We start from the raw sequence: 18,262 nt of genomic DNA on the forward strand, positions 1-18,262 counted from the left end.
AAAGGTGAAAGTGTGATGAGAGAAGAGGAACGGATGAATACTAGCTGTATAAGTATATACGGACTTTAACCCAATCGAGAGGAAGGTGAAAGCCGTTACAAGCTTACAGGGCTAGCAATATGTAATCCGTTTTTTAGTATAAATAAAAATGGTATCGGACTATGTCGTTACATGTTCGCAGAGCAGTGTAAGCATTTGTAACGGCGACTAAACATGTGTGGAATCGTAGGATTTATTGGAGAGCAAGATGCAAAGGAAATTTTATTAAAAGGTTTAGAAAAGCTAGAATATCGCGGATATGATTCAGCAGGTATTGCAGTACAAGCAGAGAACGGTGTTATTGTATACAAAGAAAAAGGCCGTATCGCAAAACTTCGCGAAGTCGTAGAAGAGAATGTAGCAGCAAGCGTGGGAATCGGTCACACACGCTGGGCTACACATGGTGTTCCAAGCAAACTAAATGCGCATCCGCATCAAAGTACATCAAAACGCTTTACACTAGTTCATAACGGTGTAATTGAAAACTATGAGTTAGTGAAAAAGGAATATTTACAAGATGTAACGTTCGTAAGTGAAACAGATACAGAAATTATCGTGCAGCTTATGGAACAACAAGTAAGTACAGGACTAAGTGTAGAAGACGCGTTCCGTCAAACGTTATCTCTTTTACATGGTTCTTACGCAATTGGACTACTTGATGCTGAAAATCCAAACATGATTTATGTTGCTAAAAACAAAAGCCCGCTATTAGTAGGTGTTGGTGACAACTTTAATGTTGTGGCGAGCGACGCTATGGCGATGTTACAAGTTACAGATCAATTTATCGAGTTAATGGATAAAGAAATCGTAATTGTAACGAAAGAAAGCATTACAATTAAAAACTTACAAGGTGAAACGATTGAACGTGCACCGTTTACAGCGGAATTAGATGCAAGTGATATTGAAAAAGGAACGTATCCTCATTTCATGCTAAAAGAAATCGATGAGCAACCACTTGTAATCCGTAATATTATTCAAAAGTATCAAGGTGAAAATGGCGAGATTGAACTGGATGCAGATATCCGTAACGCAATTTTAGATAGCGATCGCATTTACATCATTGCATGCGGAACAAGTTATCATGCAGGTCTTGTTGGAAAGCAATTCATTGAGAAATTTGCGAAAGTACCAGTTGAAGTACACGTAGCAAGTGAATTCTCTTATAACATGCCATTATTAACAGAAAGACCATTCTTTATTTACATTTCACAAAGTGGTGAAACAGCTGATAGCCGTGCAGTACTTGTGCAAACAAATGAAATGGGTCATAAAGCATTAACGATTACAAATGTACCTGGTTCTACGCTTTCTCGTGAAGCTGATTATACACTTCCTTTATATGCGGGACCGGAAATCGCAGTTGCATCGACGAAAGCATACACAGCACAGCTTGCAGTACTTTCAATCTTAGCAGCTGACATTGCAAAAGCGAAAGGTGAAGTTCTTGATTTCGATTTAACACACGAATTAGGACTTGTAGCAAATGCAATGGTAGTACTTTGTGATCAAAAAGAAGAAATGGACGCATTAGCAAAACAATTTTTAGCAACAACGCGTAACTGCTTCTTCATCGGACGTAGCGTAGACTTCTTCGTAGGTTTAGAAGGTGCGTTAAAACTAAAAGAAATCTCTTACATCCAAGCAGAAGGATTTGCTGGAGGAGAATTAAAACACGGTACAATCGCCTTAATCGAAAACGGTACACCAGTGATCGCACTTGCTACACAAGAGCACGTAAACCTTGGAATTCGTGGTAACGTGAAAGAAGTAGTAGCACGCGGAGCTAACCCATGTATCATCTCAATGAAAGGCTTAGAAATGGAAGGTGACAGCTTCATATTACCAGCTGTACACGAAGCACTAGCACCGCTAGTAGCAGTAATTCCATTACAACTTATTTCATACTACGCAGCGCTTCACCGCGAGTGTGATGTTGATAAGCCACGTAACTTGGCTAAGTCTGTTACTGTTGAGTAGGAAATTGGTAGAGTAACTAGTTTATTGTGGATTTAAAATAAAGTTGTGAAGCTTTGCCCCTTTGGATATTTTTATCTAAAGGGGTGTTTTTGTGTCGAAAAGAAAAAGAACAACTAAAATCGATAAGTGGCTTAAAGAGGGTGGTGAAGCAGATTATCAGCCTTGGCTTAAAATTTAAAGTGTTTCCTCATTAGGGTGTTCAACAAGATTAAAAGGTATAAAGACCGCCAGACAACAGGAATTTTTATCAGATTTGGAACGGAACTACTTTCATTTAACTGAATTTTCCGTTATTGTTTAGATATTCGTGAACAATTTCCTTTATTACCACAAGAAGAGGCGATTATTATTGCTGAAGAGCTTGGGATTAAACACCCAGCTGATCCAATTATTATGACAACGAACTTTTTATTAACAGTTAGTAAAGGTTGGGGTATTACAGTGGTGAAAGCTAAACACAGTTCTAAAGGGTTCAGCATATGGCAGAGGTTTTATCCCGCTATTTGCGGGCAGTAAGACTCCCCGAAATTCGGCGAATGCGAGGAAGTTAGGTGGGAGTCGGGCTGCCCGTAAAAACCCGATTGGTGGGGGCTAATAATCAGTGGGTGATGGAAACCACCCCCACTGATTAAAGTTTCACTTTATTGAACAAATTAGATTACTAGATATTACGAGGGGGTATTAATGAAAATGAAGGAAAAAACATATCTAAGTATAGAAGAGATTATTTCGTTACCAACCTTATCAAGTACAAACATAAGTGATGATGGAAAAAACGTAGCATTTGTTAAGAAGACGACTAACTGGAAAGACAATACATATAGGAATCATGTATGGGTATATGAAAAAGATAAGGAGCAGAGTTTCTCATTAACAAATGAGGATATAGATAGTACATGCCCGTTATGGTCCCCGGATTCTAGGAATATCGCATACCTTAGCCCTGTTGATGGCGGGAAAAATCAGATCTTTGTTAAGTCACTAGATGGTTATAACCGTGTGCAAATTACTGATGAGGAAGAAGGGATTAGTACATTCAAATGGGAGCCTACTGGTAAAGGTTTTTATTATGTTGCACAGTTAAAAGAATGTGAGGAAATAAAGAAACGTAAGGAACTATATGGAGATTTCCACCATGTAGGTAAGGAACATCGGAATAATTGTTTATACTACATTGAAATAGAAAAAGTGATACAAAATGATAAAGAGGAACGAGAGGTTAGCGGTGTTTATCAATTAATTGAGGGTAAGGATTTTTATATACATAACTTTGACATTTCAAATGATGGGACAAAGGTTGTATGTATGGCTACACCAAGCCTAAACGATCATATGAATGGTGATCTATACATATTAGATGTTGAAGTTGGGGAACTACAAAAGATGAATATAGATAAGTTGTTGGGCGGGAGCGTTTGCTTTTCTCCTGAGGGCAGCAAAATATGTTACTCAGCAAGCATAAGAGAGAAGGAATACTATAGAAACCATATACAAGAAAGCACATTAGAGATATATGATATGAATACTGGAGAGGTAATTCAGCCTCTAACAAACTTTGATAGTACGGTTATGCCATTACAGTGGACAGCTAAGGGGATTTTAATTAGATGGCAGGATAAAACGAATTACCTTATTGGATTGCTATGTGAGGATGGCACTGTGGAAGTGTTAAGCGAAAAAGCAGATAGTTTTATAATGGATGCTTCTATAACAAGGGATGGAAATCATATATCCTATAATAAGGCTATAACAAATGAAACCTTTGAAGTCTATTTAGACGATGAAAAAATAACGAATGAGAATAGCTTTTTCAAAGGGAAGCTTAAAAGTAACAGGGAAATCATCTCATGGAAAAGTAGTGATGATCTTGAAATAGAGGGTGTTTTATCAACTCCAGTAGAGTTTGACGCAAATAAAAAATATCCCTTATTAGTAGTAATCCATGGTGGTCCAGCTTGGGCATCCTTTCCGATATTTTCAGACTGTTTTAATGAGAAATATCCTATTGAACAGTTTATCGAAAAGGGTTTTATCGTTTTAGAACCAAACTACAGAGGAAGTTCTGGTTATGGTAATGAATTCTTAAAAGCAAACTATAGAAAACAGGGAATCGCTGACTACGATGATATTATATCTGGAGTGGATAAACTAGTTGATCAAGGGATTGCAGATAAAGATAGAGTAGGAGTTATGGGATGGAGCAACGGGGGATATATATCAGCTTTCTGTTCTACATTTAGTAGTAGATTTAAAGCTATTTCAGTTGGTGGTGGAATTACTAACTGGAGTACCCATTATGTAAATACAGATATCCCTTACTTCATTAGAATGCATTTAGGAAATACTCCATGGAATGATCCAGAGATATATACTAAAACATCACCAATGACGTATATTAAATCAGCCTGTACCCCCACCTTAATCCAACATGGGGAAAAGGATGCAAGAATTCCAATTCTAAATGCATATGAGCTATATGAAGGATTAAGGGATATGGAAGTTGATACAGAATTAATTATATTTAAAGGAATGGCATATAGTTCTGACCAGCCAGGAATTCATGTGGCTATTATGAAGCAGAATTTGATGTGGTTTTCACACTATATTCTTGGAGAAAGTATGGAAGGTTTTAGGGTTTTATAATGGCTTGTTTTAGTCTTTAAGCTTTTTAGGTGCTTGAAATAAAGTCGTACACATTTATCTGGTTATATATGATTGAGTTTAACATTTCGGATAAGGCAAACTGTGAAATATTTTGGTGTAAATGAGAAAAGAGCCTGAATGTAGGCTCTTTCCTTATTTATATTTAAAAGATGAACTGTTCTTATGCAGTTTTACTTAATTTATATGCTTCACGGTTATTTTTTTTGAAAAGTTTTGGGAAAACATAACCATCTAATCCAATACGTCCAGCATTCTGTCCTGCAACTAAAATGAGCATAGTTAAAATAAGTAGGTTTGGGTTTACACTAACAGTTCCGCTTAATAAAAATGAAAGGTTCATTATGATGCCGAAAAATGCAGCTGTTTTTGTTAATCCACCTAAAATCAAACCTAGTCCTACTAAAATTTCTCCCCATTGAACTAAAAAGCTAAATAGGTCTGCGTTTGGAAGAACAAAATGTTGAAGGAAATCTGCCCACCAACCTTGTACTGCAGGGTGGTCACCTGATGCTTGAGCGATAGCTCCTTTTAGAAAACCACTTGCGTCAAAAGATTGTCCAAAAACTTTTCCTATTCCAGCAGCAAGCCATGCATATCCTATGTAAAGTCGTAAAAATAATAATATGAAAGTAGCGCGTTTATCAGTTCTTAAAAAATTGATAACCATTGAAATCCCTCCAATGTATTGTATTTACATGTTTATTATATATCCATTGTGAATAAATTCACAATGGATAAAGTGTGAACAAAAATTATGATTTTTCATTTGTACATAAAGTATTTGGAAATTTATTTTTTGGAGGGTGAACAATAAATGAAGGACGGGAGCTCTCAACTAAAATAGATAGCTCCCATAGTAAACAGATTAATGTACGTTCTTTTAACTAGCTACTATTAGTTTATCTTGTCCTTTCTTTTCCTTAGTATTTCTCTGGTTTTATATAAGGAACTACTTGCGCAGTAGCTCCTACAGAAGCACCACGAATAAAGCCTTGGTTTTCTAAAGCCTTAAAGTTTTCCGTTTTTCCTGTTAGCATGACACCTAAAATTTTCACTTGATCAAAGGGTTTGTTTTTGTTTGATTTTAAAAACTTCTGAATGTCTTCGTCATGTCCATCGTCATCGTATTGTTTAAGTGAATCAACGAACTCTTTGTACGCTTCTTCAGGGGACTTATCTGGATTGAATCCGTAAACTGGCATACCAGCAGGCCCTTTACTTTCATCTCCAATTGGTGATGTCATATATAGCCATACAATGTTTAAGGTATCTGGAATTTTTTCTTTAATTTCTTGTAATGTATAGGGTTGATTGAATGAGAGAGCAACTTCCGCAACATAGTTGTTCATTTGTGAAACTTCACCTAATTCATTTTGGACACCATCATGGTATTCTTTAATAGCCGGATTATAAAATGTCGCGAATTTATTTTTAGTTTGTTTATCGTACTCATAGAACTCTGTATCGGACCAATAAAATCCGGGCGTTAATTCATTGGTATCAATGTTGGTACGGAGCCAACCATAGGAACTTGTTAAAGTGTTCCATGGGACTACATAACCATTAATATTTTTAGAACGATTTGATATAATATTGCCTCCAAACATAGATGAATTACTCGTTACTTGAGAATCAATTTGTACATTCGGTTCTGCAATTGCGTTATGTAAAAAGAGATGTTCGTGAAGTTTCGTAGAACTTTTCGCTGCGAAGTAATTACCAATCTTATAAATTATAGGGATAAGCATAATTACAACGATCATAGAAGTAATAATGGTTTTGAGTAATTGTTTCCTTTTAGCTTTTTTTAATGCATCTTTTAAAGAAGTATCCATTAAGGTTTTCCTCCTACTCTTGAGTGAATTGTTTTACGTGCACGATGTAACTTTTGTTTGACGCTGTTCACTTGAATATCTAGTATTAGGGCGATTTCTTCATATGTAAAATCGTAATAATATTTTAAAAAGAAGGCCTCTTTATATTCTAGTTTTATATCTTTTAATAGATAGAAAATCTCATCTTTATTTAAAACAGCATTCAATTCTCGGTCTGTATATTGTAGTTTTGAATAAATCTCTTCAGTTAAATAGATGTTTTGCTGTTCTTTTTTTCTCTTTAAGTCAATGTATTCGTTTAGTGCGACTCTGAAAAACCATGGACGTATGTTACTCTCAGTTAGATTCTCTAGCAATGTATATACTTTATAGAAAGTATTTTGGATGATATCTTCTGCATCTTCTTTTATAGCCCCTTTCGTTAGTAATAGCTTGAACACTTCCTCTCCTAAATTGATAAGATAGGAGGTCAATATATTTTCTTTTCCCATCATTTTTCCTCCCTACATTTATACAACGAATAGGTAATGATAAATGTATACACTTAAATTAAAGTTTTGTTCTTTATACAAATAGAAAAGGCATATAACAATCATATGTTATATGCCTTTTCTAATATAGATTTAGTAATTTATTTAGGTAATGTAAATTTAGCTTTTTTACCTTGTGAAATATCTTTAGCTTCTTTATTTCTCATAGGTCCTAACTCAATCTCAAAGCTTTTATCTTTCCAAATCTTTTCATACTGCTCTTGATCTAAAATATATACTTGCAGTAACTCTCCAGATGTTCCTGTTTTGACTGAAGCGTTATAGTCGTAATTTAATAGCATACCTTCGCTAATTGTATATTGTGTACCATCATTAACTCTCAATGTAGAGCTTATAGGAGATAGTGCAACGTCTTGCGTATCTTTGTTATCAAGTTTTAATTTTACTGTTAATAGAACAATACCATTCTTGAAATTTGCAAATCGCGGAGCCTCGACGGAATTTGGTGTGAATTGAGCGAATTGATATCCATCTAATGTAACATTGACAGCACCTAATTCTTGACTGTTATTAATATCGGATTGTTCTTTTAGCATTTTTTTATCGCCCATGTTATTAGCAGTTACTTTATCTTGGTAGAAAGTTTTATCTGCTGCAACCTTTTCAGCGCCTTGTTTGTTTAAACTTAATGAAAAGTTTCCAGGGCTTCCGATTGGGGCATCAAATTTTCCTTTATTAGCTTGTGCAGTTGGGACTGAGACTGAGACTGTTGAGAGACTTAAAATTTTTGCTAGATCATCTTTTCCAAATGGATAAGCGATATAACCAGAAATGGTTTCTCCTGCTTTTACTAAATAATCATTTGTTGGAGCAAGCTTAGTTGGTAGCTGATCTTCTGTTGGAATTAAATCTCTATAGTTACTATATGCTTTCTGAGCACCAGTAAATGACATGTCCAATGCTGGCATATAATAAAGATCTTTAGCTGAACTATTTTTTACGCTATAGTTCACAAGAATAACTCCGCCCTCTGTTTGACGGTTAAATGGAATGTTAAAGTCCGTATGTAATCCATTTAATTCAACTAATGTATAGCTATTCATTGATACTGAAATATCTTCGGCTTTATGGACTTGTGGTTCCTTATTTTCAAAAAGAACTTTTGTTTTACCACCTGTTTCTTTTTCCATATAGGAAATCAGCTTGGAATAATCGCTGGAACTAGTAGCTGTATTTTCGGTCTTTTTATCTTCGGATTTTTTTTCTTCAGGTTTATTTTCTTTCGTTGTATCCGTTTTTTCTGTTTTGTTTTCTTTCGTTACATCTTCTTTTTTTTCTTTATTTGTCGTATCGCTTTGACCACAGCCAGTTATTACAAAAGCTGCTACGATTATTGTAGAAAATAAAGAAAGTAATTTTTTTGACATGTTTCTTCCCCCTATTTGTTTAAAACTAGTTGAGTCTGTATAATCAGACCCTTTATACCTCTCACATTAGCCCCACGTTTTATTATAAGAAAGCGAACCAGTATTTACCAGCGTTTTTCTGATTGTTTTTATTATTTTGATATCTTAATGATTATTTTTAATAGAGACATAGTTAAAGCTTATATGTAGGTAAGTCACAATACTTTTCCTCTGAAAGAGAGGTGAGATTATCTTTTCTATTTTAAATATTTAATCTTTTTGGTACAGTAAATAATAGAGATATATTGAAGGGGGATAAAGAATAGATATGTGGATGAGCTTGTAATGATTAGAAATTAGATAGATGAATTTTTCTCTCACAAGTGAGGGTTTATTTAGCTATCTATAAATCATTCAAGGACTGCATATTTGGCTTGTACATCCCTTTTGTAAGAATAGATGCCTATGTGGGGAAAGTTTATATCTCTTATATAAAATATGCGTCCTTTAACTTGGGAGGAGTGTATGATGAATCAATTAAAAAATAAAGTAGCTGTTGTTACAGGTGTTAGTCGTTTAGATGGTATTGGTGCAGCGATTTGTAAAGAATTAGCTGAAGCAGGATACGATATATTTTTTACGTACTGGACGAATTACGATAAAGAGATGCCTTGGGGCGTCGATCCAAATGAACAAATACAATTAAAAGAAGAGCTGATAAAGAACGGTGTTGAAGTATCAAGTATGGAGTTAGATTTAACTCGGAATGATGCGCCGGAACAACTTATAAATAAAGTTACTGAACAACTGGGATACCCTCATATATTAATTAATAATGCAGCGTATTCTACGAATAATGATTTCTCTAATTTAACTGCTGAAGAGTTAGATAAACATTATATGGTAAATGTTCGCGGCACTACATTATTAAGTAGTAAGTTTGCTCAAGGATTTGATAAAAAATCCGGCGGTAGAATTGTTAATATTACTTCGGGGCAATTTAAAGGGCCTATGGCTGGAGAACTAGCCTATGCAACGACGAAGGGAGCTATTGATGCTCTCACTAGTACTTTGTCAGCCGAGGTAGCCCATTTAGGTATAACTGTTAATGCAATTAATCCAGGTCCAACTGATACGGGATGGATGACAGAAGAGATAAAAAGAGGATTAAAACCGATGTTTCCTTTTGGTAGAATAGGCGAACCGAAAGATGCAGCAAGACTTATTAAGTTTTTAGTGAGCGAAGAAGCCGGATGGATTACAGGGCAAGTTATTCATTCAGAAGGTGGATTTAAGAGATAAATTTATAAATAAAAAGAAGGTATCTCATTTCAGTGAGATACCTTCTTTTTAATCTTTCTTCAATCTTCGTGCTATACCATTCCCTAATGACTGTAATCCTTGAACGAGAATGATTAAAATAAAGACTGTTGCATACATTACTTCAGGTTCGTAACGTAAATGACCGAATCGATATGCGAGATCACCAAGGCCTCCAGCACCTACAAGTCCAGCCATTGCTGTTGCACCGATTAAGCCAATCGTTGCGATTGTTAATCCAAGTACGAGAGATGGACGAGCTTCTTTAACCATGACGTGCCAAATGATTTTAATAGTAGAAACTCCCATCGCTTGATATGCTTCAATAACACCACGATCTACTTCTAGTAAAGCTGTCTCCATTAAACGTGCAATATAAGGGGCTGTGAAGACAACAAGTGGTACGATAACACCTTGCACGCCAATGGACGTTCCCATTAGAAACTTTGTAAAAGGTAAAATGAAGAATAATAGAATGATAAATGGAAGAGAACGAATGATATTAATAACTGTATTAAGAATAGGATAGATAATTTTATTTTCTCGCTGTCCACCAGGTCTCGTTAAAACAAGTGTGACACCGAGTGGTAATGCAATAAGGATAGATATAAGTAGTGAAATAGATGTCATTTGAAATGTTTGAATTGTTGCTTCCCATATTACGTTACCCCACTCATCCAAAAAGGACTTGTTTCCCATAATCTGTTCTACCTCCTTCTACGATAATTCCTTGTTCTTGTAAAAATGATAAGGCACGGTGTACTTCACTTTTTTCACCTTGCATATGAACGACCAGTTTTCCATATGCCTCATGTTTTAACTGCGTAATATTGCCTGATAAAATATTAGGATATACGTGGAAACGTTTTGTAGCGATAGCTAACGCGGGTTCTCCTGAAGCGGTTCCTATAAATGAAAGTGTTACGATTTCTCCAGTACTTTGTAGCTCTTTCTGTACCTCTTCTGGAATTTTAGCTGCAAATGCGCTATTTACAAATTTCTTCGTTGTTACATGTTGTGGGTTTGTAAAAATGTCCTTCACTGTTCCACTTTCAACGACAGATCCATGTTCCATTACAGCAACTTGGTCACAAATACGCTGGATGACATTCATTTCGTGTGTAATTAGCAAAATCGTAATTCCGATTTCTTCGTTGATCTTTAATAATAAATCAAGAATAGAATCGGTCGTTTCCGGATCTAATGCGCTCGTTGCTTCATCACTTAATAAAACTTCAGGCTCATGAGATAGTGCGCGAGCGATCGCTACACGCTGTTTTTGACCACCAGAAAGTTCACTTGGATAGGCATCTTTTCTATTGAAAAGATCAACAATACGTAAATACTTTTCTACCCTTTTTTCAATTTCATTTTTGGGAAGACCAGATAGACGTAAGGGTAGTGCGATGTTTTCATAAACGGTAACGGTTTTAAGTAAATTGAATCCTTGAAAAATCATGCCGATCTTTTGTCTCGCTTTTGCGAGTTCTTTTGTCGATAAGGTTGTTAAATCTTGTTCGTTTACAATGATATTTCCTGTCGTTGGTTTTTCTAATAAATTTACACAGCGAATTAATGTACTTTTACCAGCGCCGCTATATCCGATGATTCCAAATACTTCGCCCTTTTTTACTTTAAGGGAAGTTGGTTTAAGGGCCTCAACATTCCCTTTTTTTGTTGAGAATACTTTGGAGACGTTTTTTAATTCAATCATTATAGTCAGCTCCTACCAAGACGGTAAAATAGAACCATCGAATTTTTTCTCAATGAAATCTTTTACTTCTTTAGATTGATAAGCTTTCTTTAACTTATTTACAACTGCATCATCTTTATTTTCAGTACGAACAACGACCCAGTTCACATATGGTGAATCTTTTCCTTCGCGGAAAATCGAATCTTTTGCTGGACTTAATTTTGCACCTAATGCAAAGTTTGTATTAATTGCAGCTGCCTTCACTTCACCTAGCTGCGTTGGTAATTGAGATGCCTCTAATTCAACAATCTTTAAATTTTTCGGATTTTCAATTACATCTTTTGCAGTCGCTTTTTCTGTAGCTTTTGGATCCACTTTTAAAACCCCTGCTTTTTCAAATAGCTTTAAAGCACGAAGCTCATTTGTTGGATCGTTTGGGACAGCAATTGCGTCGCCCTCTTTTAATTCTTTTACATCTTTTAAGTTTTTAGAGTATATGCCCATAGGGAATGTTACTGTGGAAAATACTTCAGTTAATTTCATATTACGTTCAGCTTTAAATACGTCTAAATAAGATTTAGTTTGATAGCTGTTTACATCGAGGCTTTTTTCATCTAAAGATACGTTTGGCGCTACATAATCATTAAATACTTTTACATCGATTTGGAGGCCATCTTTTGCTGCAACTTCTTTCACCTTTTCAAAAATTTGTTCATGCGGTCCGCCTGTTACACCAACGGTAATCTTTTTCTCATCTAATGCTTTTACCTCTTTATCAGAAGTAGCACCACATGCGCCTAACAATAATACAGCTCCACTTACAATACTTAATAATACCTTTTTCATTTATAATTCCTCCTTAATATGCGTTCCAAAATAAAAAGCACCTCTCAAAAATAAGAGAGGTGCCGAATAGACGAAATAGGTTCCTCTCTTATCTTCCAAAACGAAAATCGTTCTGCAGGAATTAGCACCTTAGCTTATACGTTATAAGCTCGGTTGCCGGGCATCATCGGGCCAGTCCCTCCGCCACTCTTGATAAGAGTATGTGTATTTAGTTTTTGAATATGGTACTAATAGTAAATCTTACAAAAAGAATTGTCAATGTTATTTTCTGAATATATTTTATTTTAAGGTAATGGAAACATTCCCTTTTTTATGTCCGGTCTCTACGTACGTATGAGCCTCTGAAATTTCTTCTAACGGGTAAGTTTTATCAATAACTGGCTTTAATTTTTCTTCTTCCGTTAGCATTTTTAGTAGAAGCATATCTTCTTTGCTCACTTTTGCCATCATTCCATTAACAGATACATATTTTCCATTGGGCGTTAATACTTTTTGACAAAGGGATTTTTTAATTTTTCCAACTGCATCAAATATAATATCGTAGCGTTCAGCTCGCCTTGTAAAATCTTCTTTCGTATAATCAATTACGTGATTAGCTCCTAAAGATTGCACGAGTTCAAAATTTGAATTACTACAAACAGCCGTAACGGTCGCTTCGAAATATTTAGCAAGTTGTACGGCGGCGGTACCTACTGATCCGGAGGCGCCATATATCAGCGCTTGTTGCCCTTTTTTTATATGCGCCTTTCGTAGGAAGTGTAATGCTGAAGTTCCGCCGAAAGGAATAACTGCAGCTTCCTCATACGTCACATTGGTAGGTTTTAATGATATCAATCCGCTTTCATGTACACATGTATATTCTGCATAACCACCGACATTAAGCTCTGTTAATGCGAAAACTTGGTCTCCTTTTTTAAATTGAGTTACATCTGTTCCTATTTCTTCGATTTCACCAGATAGCTCCACGCCGAGTATAGGTTTTCTTGGTTTTTTAAAACCTAATATAATCCGCATAGGAATCCAAAATAAAAGGGGGCTATTAAAGCCGCGCATTCTACAATCTCCAGTCGTTACACTTGTTGCGTGAATTTTAACTAATACTTCATTCTTTTTTGGAGTAGGTTTCTCTACATCTTGAAGTTTGAGAACATTAGGCGGCCCATACTTTGTGCAAATAATTGCTTTCATAATGACCTCCTGAATTTAGTTGTTTTTATTTACATCATATTTAAGTATTTCTTTAAACATGTTGTTATTCGAGAAATAAAGTTAAATAGAAATATTAAAAAGTATATAGATTTCAAAGGAAAATAGATGATATCCTTTTGGAAAGGAGGAGAAATTATGAAAAAACTTATTTTAACTTCTAGTATGATCCTTGCAGTTATTTTAGGTGCAGGGTGTAGTAATGAGAAAACAACAAAGACTGATGAACCGAAAAAAGAAGCCATGCAGAAAGAAAAAGAATTAGCAGCGAAGGATATTTTCAAGAAAACGAATGACGCTTTTAAAAATGAAGAACATGTAACGATGACATATGATGTAGAGATAAAAGCTGAAGGAACAGAGATGAATATACTAAAGGCTAAAATGCAATTAGAGCCAAAGAAAAAGAATTCTCGTTCTGAAATGAATATTTCTGGTACAGATGTTGTAGTGTATGCTGTGGATGGTAAAGTTGCTGGTCAGGTGAAAAATCCTAATACAGGAGAAGTTATATCTGTACCGGAGGAGCAATTAAATACTGGCGGGATGAAAGCAACTCAAGATATTGTAGATAATTTAGAAGTGCCAGCAGTAGTTTTAGATAAAATGAAGATGGAGAAAAGTGGAGACAAGTATAAACTGAAGTTCATATTAAAAGGGAAAGAAACAGAAAGTATGTTAGCTAGCATGGATGAAACGCAGAAGAAAATGCTACAAGCACAAAACGCAAAGATAGAAGAAGTAGATGCAGAATATATCATTACAAAAGATTTTAAATATGAATCAGCGAAGATAGATATGATTATGAGTAGTAATGGTGAGGATAAGGCACACATTATTACGAATGCAAAATATACATCGTACGAAAAGTTTGAGCCAATACAGCTGCCAGCAGTAAAGTAACAGTCTTGATGAGGGAGGGACCTAAAATAAAGGGTCGCTCTCTTTTTTGTTAATACTTTTTTAAGGAAAATAGGTAAAATATGAAGAGGAAGAACGTTAGAAAAGGAGAGTGCCGTTTGAAAAAAAGAAAGATAGCAGTTGTTATTGTAGCGTATACAGTGTTGCTCGCGACTTCTATATATACATACAAAGAGCAACTAGAACATCCTATTATGAGCGATGTAGGAAAGTTGCTTCCAACGAAAATTAAACGTGTTGAAAATGCTGAGGATGAAAGTTCATTAAAAAAGTTAGTGCAAGATGCAAATGTTTCTGGAGAGAAGATTTCTATTGCAGGTATGCAACATAGCCAAGGCGGGCAGACGTATTATCCGAACGGTACGATGCTTGATATGAAAGGGTATAATGAAATATTAGAATTCGATCCGGAGAAGAAGAGGATTAGGGTGCAAAGCGGTATCACATGGAATGACATTCAAAAGAAAATCAATCCATATGGTCTTGCAGTTCAAGTGATGCAATCTCAAAATATTTTTACTGTTGGTGGTTCATTAAGTGTAAATGTACATGGGCGTGATATTCGTCATGAAGCATTGATTGATACAGTAGAGTCGTTCAGATTGTTAATGGCAGATGGTACAGTGCGTAATGTAAGTAGAGAAGAAAATGCTGATTTGTTTCCGTATGTAATTGGGGGATATGGATTGTTTGGTGTGATTTTAGATGTGACGCTACAGTTAACAAACGATGAATTGTATGAAACGCATACGAAGGTACTAGATTATAAAGAATACTCTTCATACTTTAAGAATAAAGTGCGAAGGGACGAGAATATACGTATGCATTTAGCACGTATTTCTGTTGCCCCAAATTCATTTTTAAAAGAAATGTATGTGACAGATTATGTACTAGCAGAAGATCAACAGAAGTTGAAAGAGTACAGCAAATTAAAAGAAGAAAATATTATAGCTGCGCCGAAATTCTTACTTGGATTATCACGTTATAGTGACTGGGGAAAGGGCGCATTTTGGGATATACAAAGAAGTTATTTTGAACGTACAGATGGTAAGTACGAAACTCGAAATAACGTAATGAGATCTGATAGTGCTTTTATGGAATACGATAATCCAAACTTGACCGAAGTTTTACAAGAGTACTTTGTACCGATAGATGGTTTTGCAGAGTATATAGATGATTTGCGAAGCGTTTTAAATGAAGAGGAATTAAACCTTCTTAACATTACAATCCGCTATGTAGAAAAGAATGAGAATGCGGTGCTATCTTATTCGAAAGATGATATGTTTGCGCTGGTGCTTCTAATTAATCAAGGGCGTTCTGAGGATGAAATAAAGAAAACAAAAGTGGTCATTCAGAAGATGATTGATGTTACTTTAAAGCATAATGGAAGTTATTATTTACCGTATTATTCTTATCCGGAAAAGGAGCAACTAAAGAAAGCATATCCTCGCATAGAAGAATTCCTTCAGAAAAAGAAGGAAGTAGACCCAGAGGAAAGGTTTGTGAATTTATTTTATAAGGAGTATAGCAAATGACATATAGAAGATTTGTGGCCTCACAAAGCATTATTATGATGGCGGGTAGCATGGTATTTCCTTTTTATATACTATTGCTTCGAAATGTTGGAAATAGTTTCTCGCAATTTGGCTGGGCGTACGGTTTATTTGCCTTAACTTCAGCTCTAGTATATCCGTTAGTTGGAAGAACCTCTGATAGGATAGGTGATAGAAAGTTATTAATTATATACGCATGGTCCATGGCTATATTAATGCTTTGTTTCCCTATTGCAACAGAAGTTTGGCATGTATACATTCTCCAAATTTTAATGGGTATTTTAGGTGCTGTGCAGCGTAATACGGAGAAGACATCGTTAGCACGAAAGGTAGCGCATAAGGAAGCTGGTTACGAAATTGGAAAATACCATGTATGGACATCAATTGGTGGCGGAGTAGCTATAATTGCAACTGGTTACCTAGTGGATTTCTTTACGATAGGGACTATTTTTTACATTGCTTCAGTTTTATATGTAGTGAGTGGAATTGTATTAAGTAGCAAAAAAATATAATCATACCCATTTTTACCTGATTACCCTTTATTTGTTATACTTATGGAGAAGACAAAAGAAAAGGGGACATTGCCTTTGATGAAATTTATAGTTTTAGCTATTCTCACTTTATTTTTGATTCCATGGACTAGAAGCGGTAATAAAATTCGCGCGGTGGATAAAGGAGGAAATGAGAAAGTTGTAAAGGGTAAGAAATCATCTATTTTAGTTATTCCTGTTTTATTTTGGATAGGTATTGCAATCTATGAATATTTTTGGCTAATTGATGATCGAGCAGATTCTATTCTTACTCATTATTCTGTTGCAGTAGCGATTTTAATTGGGCTTGTTTTATTTTCACAAGAGCAGGTAGGGAAATTAGAAGGTACGTTAAAAGGACTTCTAATGTTTGTTTTACTCGCAAGTTACGGCTATTTTGGTTATTTGCACGATATAGTAATCTCGCAAAAGAAATATGATTCGGTCGTGAAGGTAGAGAAAGATATTTCAGAGCCATTTACTGAAAATGACCAACCGTTTACAGTTCCGCCTAAAACAGCGGAAAATAAAATGAAAAAGGTATTTGGTGATATTCCGAAAGTAGCTTATTTTGAGCTAGGGGAATTAACGCCACAAATGGTAAATGGTGAAGCCTTGTATGTAGCACCGATAGAAGTTTCGGGATTTTTTAAAGCACGTAAAGCGGAAACAATTCCAGGTTACGTAACAATGTCAGGTACAAATCCTGATGCGGAAGCGAAATTACATCTTGGATATAAAATGAAGTATGTACCAAGCATGTTTTTCGGTAGTAAATTAGAACGTGTCGTTCGAAAAGCAGAGCCAGATTTAGTTTTTAAAGGGAAACCAAAATTTGAAGTTGATGATAAAGGAAAACCGTATTATACAATGACATACGGTGAGTTTATTTCAGGAAGATCAGGGTTTGAAGTAGAAGGCGTTGTCGTTGTTGATGCACAAACAGGTGATGTGAAACGATACGATAAAGGGAATGCACCTAAATTCGTTGATGGTGTATTAAATCATGAAACAGCATCTACGTTAAATACGTACTTCGGAAAATATATTCACGGATTTTGGAATACGAAATTCTCACAAACTGACATGAAGATTCCGACTGAGTGGGGGACGAAGGAAGGCGTTACGCCAATCTTCGGAAAGGATGGTAAACTGTATTACTTTACAGATTTCACCTCTCCGAAAGAAGGAGTAGATTCTGCCCTCGGTTACTCATTAGTTGATGCACGTACAGGAAAGTTGTATTACTATAACGGAAAAGAAGTGAAGGGAATTATGGACGGTTCGGCTGCTACAGAAGTAGTGGATAATTCCTTTAAGAGAGAGAAATGGCATGGAACAATGCCGGTTATTTATAACGTATATGGTAAACCTTCTTGGATTGTACCGGTTATTGATGACGGGGGATTAGTACGTGCTCATACTGTTATATATGCTTCTAATGCAAAAGTGTTTGCAACAGGTTCAACGCAAAAAGAAGCACTTGAGAATTATAAAAATGCGCTGAGTGGAAGTGGTGATTCATTTAGACCGACTTCAAATGGAAAAGAAGCGCAAAAAGAAGGTACTGTACAACGTGTGTATAAAGAAAAATCAGGTGAAAATACGATTGTGTACGTACTATTAGAAAACGAGCAAAAAGTATTCATGGTACCGGCGAAGAAATTCCCATATGCAATGTTTACAGAAGTAGGAGATCCAATTCAAATCACATATTTAGACACAGGAGAAATGATGGCATCTGTATCTAAATTTACAAATAGTAATTTGAAACAGTAAAG

15 protein-coding genes, 2 pseudogenes and 1 riboswitch are annotated in these 18,262 nt (G+C 35.5%); of the genes and pseudogenes, 9 read left to right on the forward strand and 8 right to left on the reverse strand.

What is annotated here, in order from left to right; genetic code table 11:
• Positions 1-15 precede the first annotated feature (15 nt).
• From NSQ47_RS21640 to NSQ47_RS21655, 4 genes and pseudogenes are all read left to right on the forward strand, one after another.
• A pseudogene (locus NSQ47_RS21640) lies at positions 16-201 on the forward strand (hypothetical protein).
• 12 nt (positions 202-213) lie between these two features.
• Positions 214-2,016, forward strand: a complete 1,803-nt coding sequence (gene glmS, locus NSQ47_RS21645) for a glutamine--fructose-6-phosphate transaminase (isomerizing) (RefSeq protein ID WP_002159592.1) — start codon at positions 214-216, stop codon at positions 2,014-2,016.
• A gap of 91 nt (positions 2,017-2,107) precedes the next feature.
• A pseudogene (locus NSQ47_RS21650) lies at positions 2,108-2,454 on the forward strand (TnsA endonuclease N-terminal domain-containing protein); the annotation flags it as partial.
• 246 nt (positions 2,455-2,700) lie between these two features.
• Entirely contained in the window at positions 2,701-4,659 is a 1,959-nt protein-coding gene (locus NSQ47_RS21655) for a S9 family peptidase (protein ID WP_341037968.1), read from the forward strand.
• A 181-nt stretch (positions 4,660-4,840) separates the two neighbouring features.
• Here NSQ47_RS21655 and NSQ47_RS21660 read toward each other — a convergent pair whose 3' ends face one another.
• From NSQ47_RS21660 to NSQ47_RS21675, 4 genes are all read right to left on the reverse strand, one after another.
• Positions 4,841-5,347, reverse strand: a complete 507-nt coding sequence (locus tag NSQ47_RS21660; RefSeq protein WP_002159590.1) for a DoxX family membrane protein — start codon at positions 5,345-5,347, stop codon at positions 4,841-4,843.
• 253 nt (positions 5,348-5,600) lie between these two features.
• On the reverse strand, positions 5,601-6,515 hold the full coding sequence (locus NSQ47_RS21665; protein WP_088077243.1) for a sigma factor regulator N-terminal domain-containing protein: 915 nt from the start codon (positions 6,513-6,515) through the stop codon (positions 5,601-5,603).
• Entirely contained in the window at positions 6,515-7,006 is a 492-nt protein-coding gene (locus NSQ47_RS21670) for an RNA polymerase sigma factor (protein ID WP_341037969.1), read from the reverse strand. Before NSQ47_RS21670 ends, NSQ47_RS21665 begins: the two co-directional genes overlap by 1 nt.
• 140 nt (positions 7,007-7,146) lie before the next feature.
• Positions 7,147-8,433, reverse strand: coding sequence for a DUF5068 domain-containing protein (locus tag NSQ47_RS21675; protein WP_341037970.1), 1,287 nt, complete (start codon positions 8,431-8,433; stop codon positions 7,147-7,149).
• 504 nt (positions 8,434-8,937) lie between these two features.
• Here NSQ47_RS21675 and NSQ47_RS21680 point away from each other — a divergent pair.
• Positions 8,938-9,714: an SDR family oxidoreductase gene (locus NSQ47_RS21680; protein ID WP_078173672.1), complete on the forward strand. Its 777-nt coding sequence runs from the start codon at positions 8,938-8,940 to the stop codon at positions 9,712-9,714.
• A 48-nt stretch (positions 9,715-9,762) separates the two neighbouring features.
• On the opposite strand, the gene NSQ47_RS21685 is transcribed toward NSQ47_RS21680, so the two are convergent.
• From NSQ47_RS21685 to NSQ47_RS21700, 4 genes are all read right to left on the reverse strand, one after another.
• Positions 9,763-10,431, reverse strand: coding sequence for a methionine ABC transporter permease (locus tag NSQ47_RS21685; protein ID WP_000527155.1), 669 nt, complete (start codon positions 10,429-10,431; stop codon positions 9,763-9,765).
• Entirely contained in the window at positions 10,406-11,446 is a 1,041-nt protein-coding gene (locus NSQ47_RS21690; RefSeq protein WP_088077251.1) for a methionine ABC transporter ATP-binding protein, read from the reverse strand. Before NSQ47_RS21690 ends, NSQ47_RS21685 begins: the two co-directional genes overlap by 26 nt.
• A 12-nt stretch (positions 11,447-11,458) precedes the next feature.
• Entirely contained in the window at positions 11,459-12,271 is an 813-nt protein-coding gene (locus tag NSQ47_RS21695; RefSeq protein ID WP_341037971.1) for a MetQ/NlpA family ABC transporter substrate-binding protein, read from the reverse strand.
• 85 nt (positions 12,272-12,356) lie between these two features.
• A riboswitch (SAM riboswitch) is annotated at positions 12,357-12,470 on the reverse strand.
• Positions 12,471-12,550: 80 nt separating this feature from the next.
• Positions 12,551-13,459, reverse strand: coding sequence for an NAD(P)-dependent alcohol dehydrogenase (locus tag NSQ47_RS21700; protein WP_002159583.1), 909 nt, complete (start codon positions 13,457-13,459; stop codon positions 12,551-12,553).
• Positions 13,460-13,615: 156 nt separating this feature from the next.
• On the opposite strand from NSQ47_RS21700, the gene NSQ47_RS21705 reads away from it, so the two are divergent.
• The 4 genes from NSQ47_RS21705 to NSQ47_RS21720 all read left to right on the forward strand — a co-directional run bounded on the left by NSQ47_RS21705 (position 13,616) and on the right by NSQ47_RS21720 (position 18,260).
• The gene (locus tag NSQ47_RS21705; RefSeq protein WP_341037972.1) at positions 13,616-14,380 is read left to right on the forward strand and encodes a hypothetical protein; all 765 of its coding nucleotides are present in this window, start codon (positions 13,616-13,618) and stop codon (positions 14,378-14,380) included.
• A 116-nt stretch (positions 14,381-14,496) separates the two neighbouring features.
• A complete protein-coding gene (locus NSQ47_RS21710) occupies positions 14,497-15,933 on the forward strand; it encodes an FAD-binding oxidoreductase (RefSeq protein WP_341037973.1) in 1,437 nt (478 codons plus the stop codon).
• Positions 15,930-16,463 carry an MFS transporter gene (locus tag NSQ47_RS21715; protein ID WP_002113356.1) on the forward strand — a complete coding sequence of 178 codons (534 nt, stop codon included), beginning with the start codon at positions 15,930-15,932 and terminating at the stop codon, positions 16,461-16,463. Before NSQ47_RS21710 ends, NSQ47_RS21715 begins: the two co-directional genes overlap by 4 nt.
• Positions 16,464-16,541: 78 nt before the next feature.
• Positions 16,542-18,260 (forward strand): DUF3981 domain-containing protein, encoded by a 1,719-nt coding sequence (locus tag NSQ47_RS21720; protein ID WP_078173574.1) that lies wholly within the window; start codon positions 16,542-16,544, stop codon positions 18,258-18,260.
• The last annotated feature ends 2 nt before the right edge of the window (positions 18,261-18,262 follow it).

It is taken from the genome of Bacillus sp. FSL R10-2780, from assembly GCF_038006125.1.
Taxonomy (GTDB): Bacteria; Bacillota; Bacilli; order Bacillales; family Bacillaceae_G; genus Bacillus_A; species Bacillus_A cereus_U.

What these genes read in the sequence shown, in the direction of transcription:
- NSQ47_RS21695 (WP_341037971.1), bottom strand. Translation starts at nt 12,271, where the DNA reads ATGAAAAAGGTATTATTAAGTATTGTAAGTGGAGCTGTATTATTGTTA.
- NSQ47_RS21685 (WP_000527155.1), bottom strand. Translation starts at nt 10,431, where the DNA reads ATGGGAAACAAGTCCTTTTTGGATGAGTGGGGTAACGTAATATGGGAA.
- NSQ47_RS21665 (WP_088077243.1), bottom strand. Translation starts at nt 6,515, where the DNA reads ATGGATACTTCTTTAAAAGATGCATTAAAAAAAGCTAAAAGGAAACAA.
- NSQ47_RS21660 (WP_002159590.1), bottom strand. Translation starts at nt 5,347, where the DNA reads ATGGTTATCAATTTTTTAAGAACTGATAAACGCGCTACTTTCATATTA.
- NSQ47_RS21690 (WP_088077251.1), bottom strand. Translation starts at nt 11,446, where the DNA reads ATGATTGAATTAAAAAACGTCTCCAAAGTATTCTCAACAAAAAAAGGG.
- glmS (WP_002159592.1), top strand. Translation starts at nt 214, where the DNA reads ATGTGTGGAATCGTAGGATTTATTGGAGAGCAAGATGCAAAGGAAATT.
- NSQ47_RS21700 (WP_002159583.1), bottom strand. Translation starts at nt 13,459, where the DNA reads ATGAAAGCAATTATTTGCACAAAGTATGGGCCGCCTAATGTTCTCAAA.
- NSQ47_RS21675 (WP_341037970.1), bottom strand. Translation starts at nt 8,433, where the DNA reads ATGTCAAAAAAATTACTTTCTTTATTTTCTACAATAATCGTAGCAGCT.
- NSQ47_RS21705 (WP_341037972.1), top strand. Translation starts at nt 13,616, where the DNA reads ATGAAAAAACTTATTTTAACTTCTAGTATGATCCTTGCAGTTATTTTA.
- NSQ47_RS21720 (WP_078173574.1), top strand. Translation starts at nt 16,542, where the DNA reads ATGAAATTTATAGTTTTAGCTATTCTCACTTTATTTTTGATTCCATGG.
- NSQ47_RS21670 (WP_341037969.1), bottom strand. Translation starts at nt 7,006, where the DNA reads ATGGGAAAAGAAAATATATTGACCTCCTATCTTATCAATTTAGGAGAG.
- NSQ47_RS21680 (WP_078173672.1), top strand. Translation starts at nt 8,938, where the DNA reads ATGATGAATCAATTAAAAAATAAAGTAGCTGTTGTTACAGGTGTTAGT.
- NSQ47_RS21715 (WP_002113356.1), top strand. Translation starts at nt 15,930, where the DNA reads ATGACATATAGAAGATTTGTGGCCTCACAAAGCATTATTATGATGGCG.
- NSQ47_RS21655 (WP_341037968.1), top strand. Translation starts at nt 2,701, where the DNA reads ATGAAAATGAAGGAAAAAACATATCTAAGTATAGAAGAGATTATTTCG.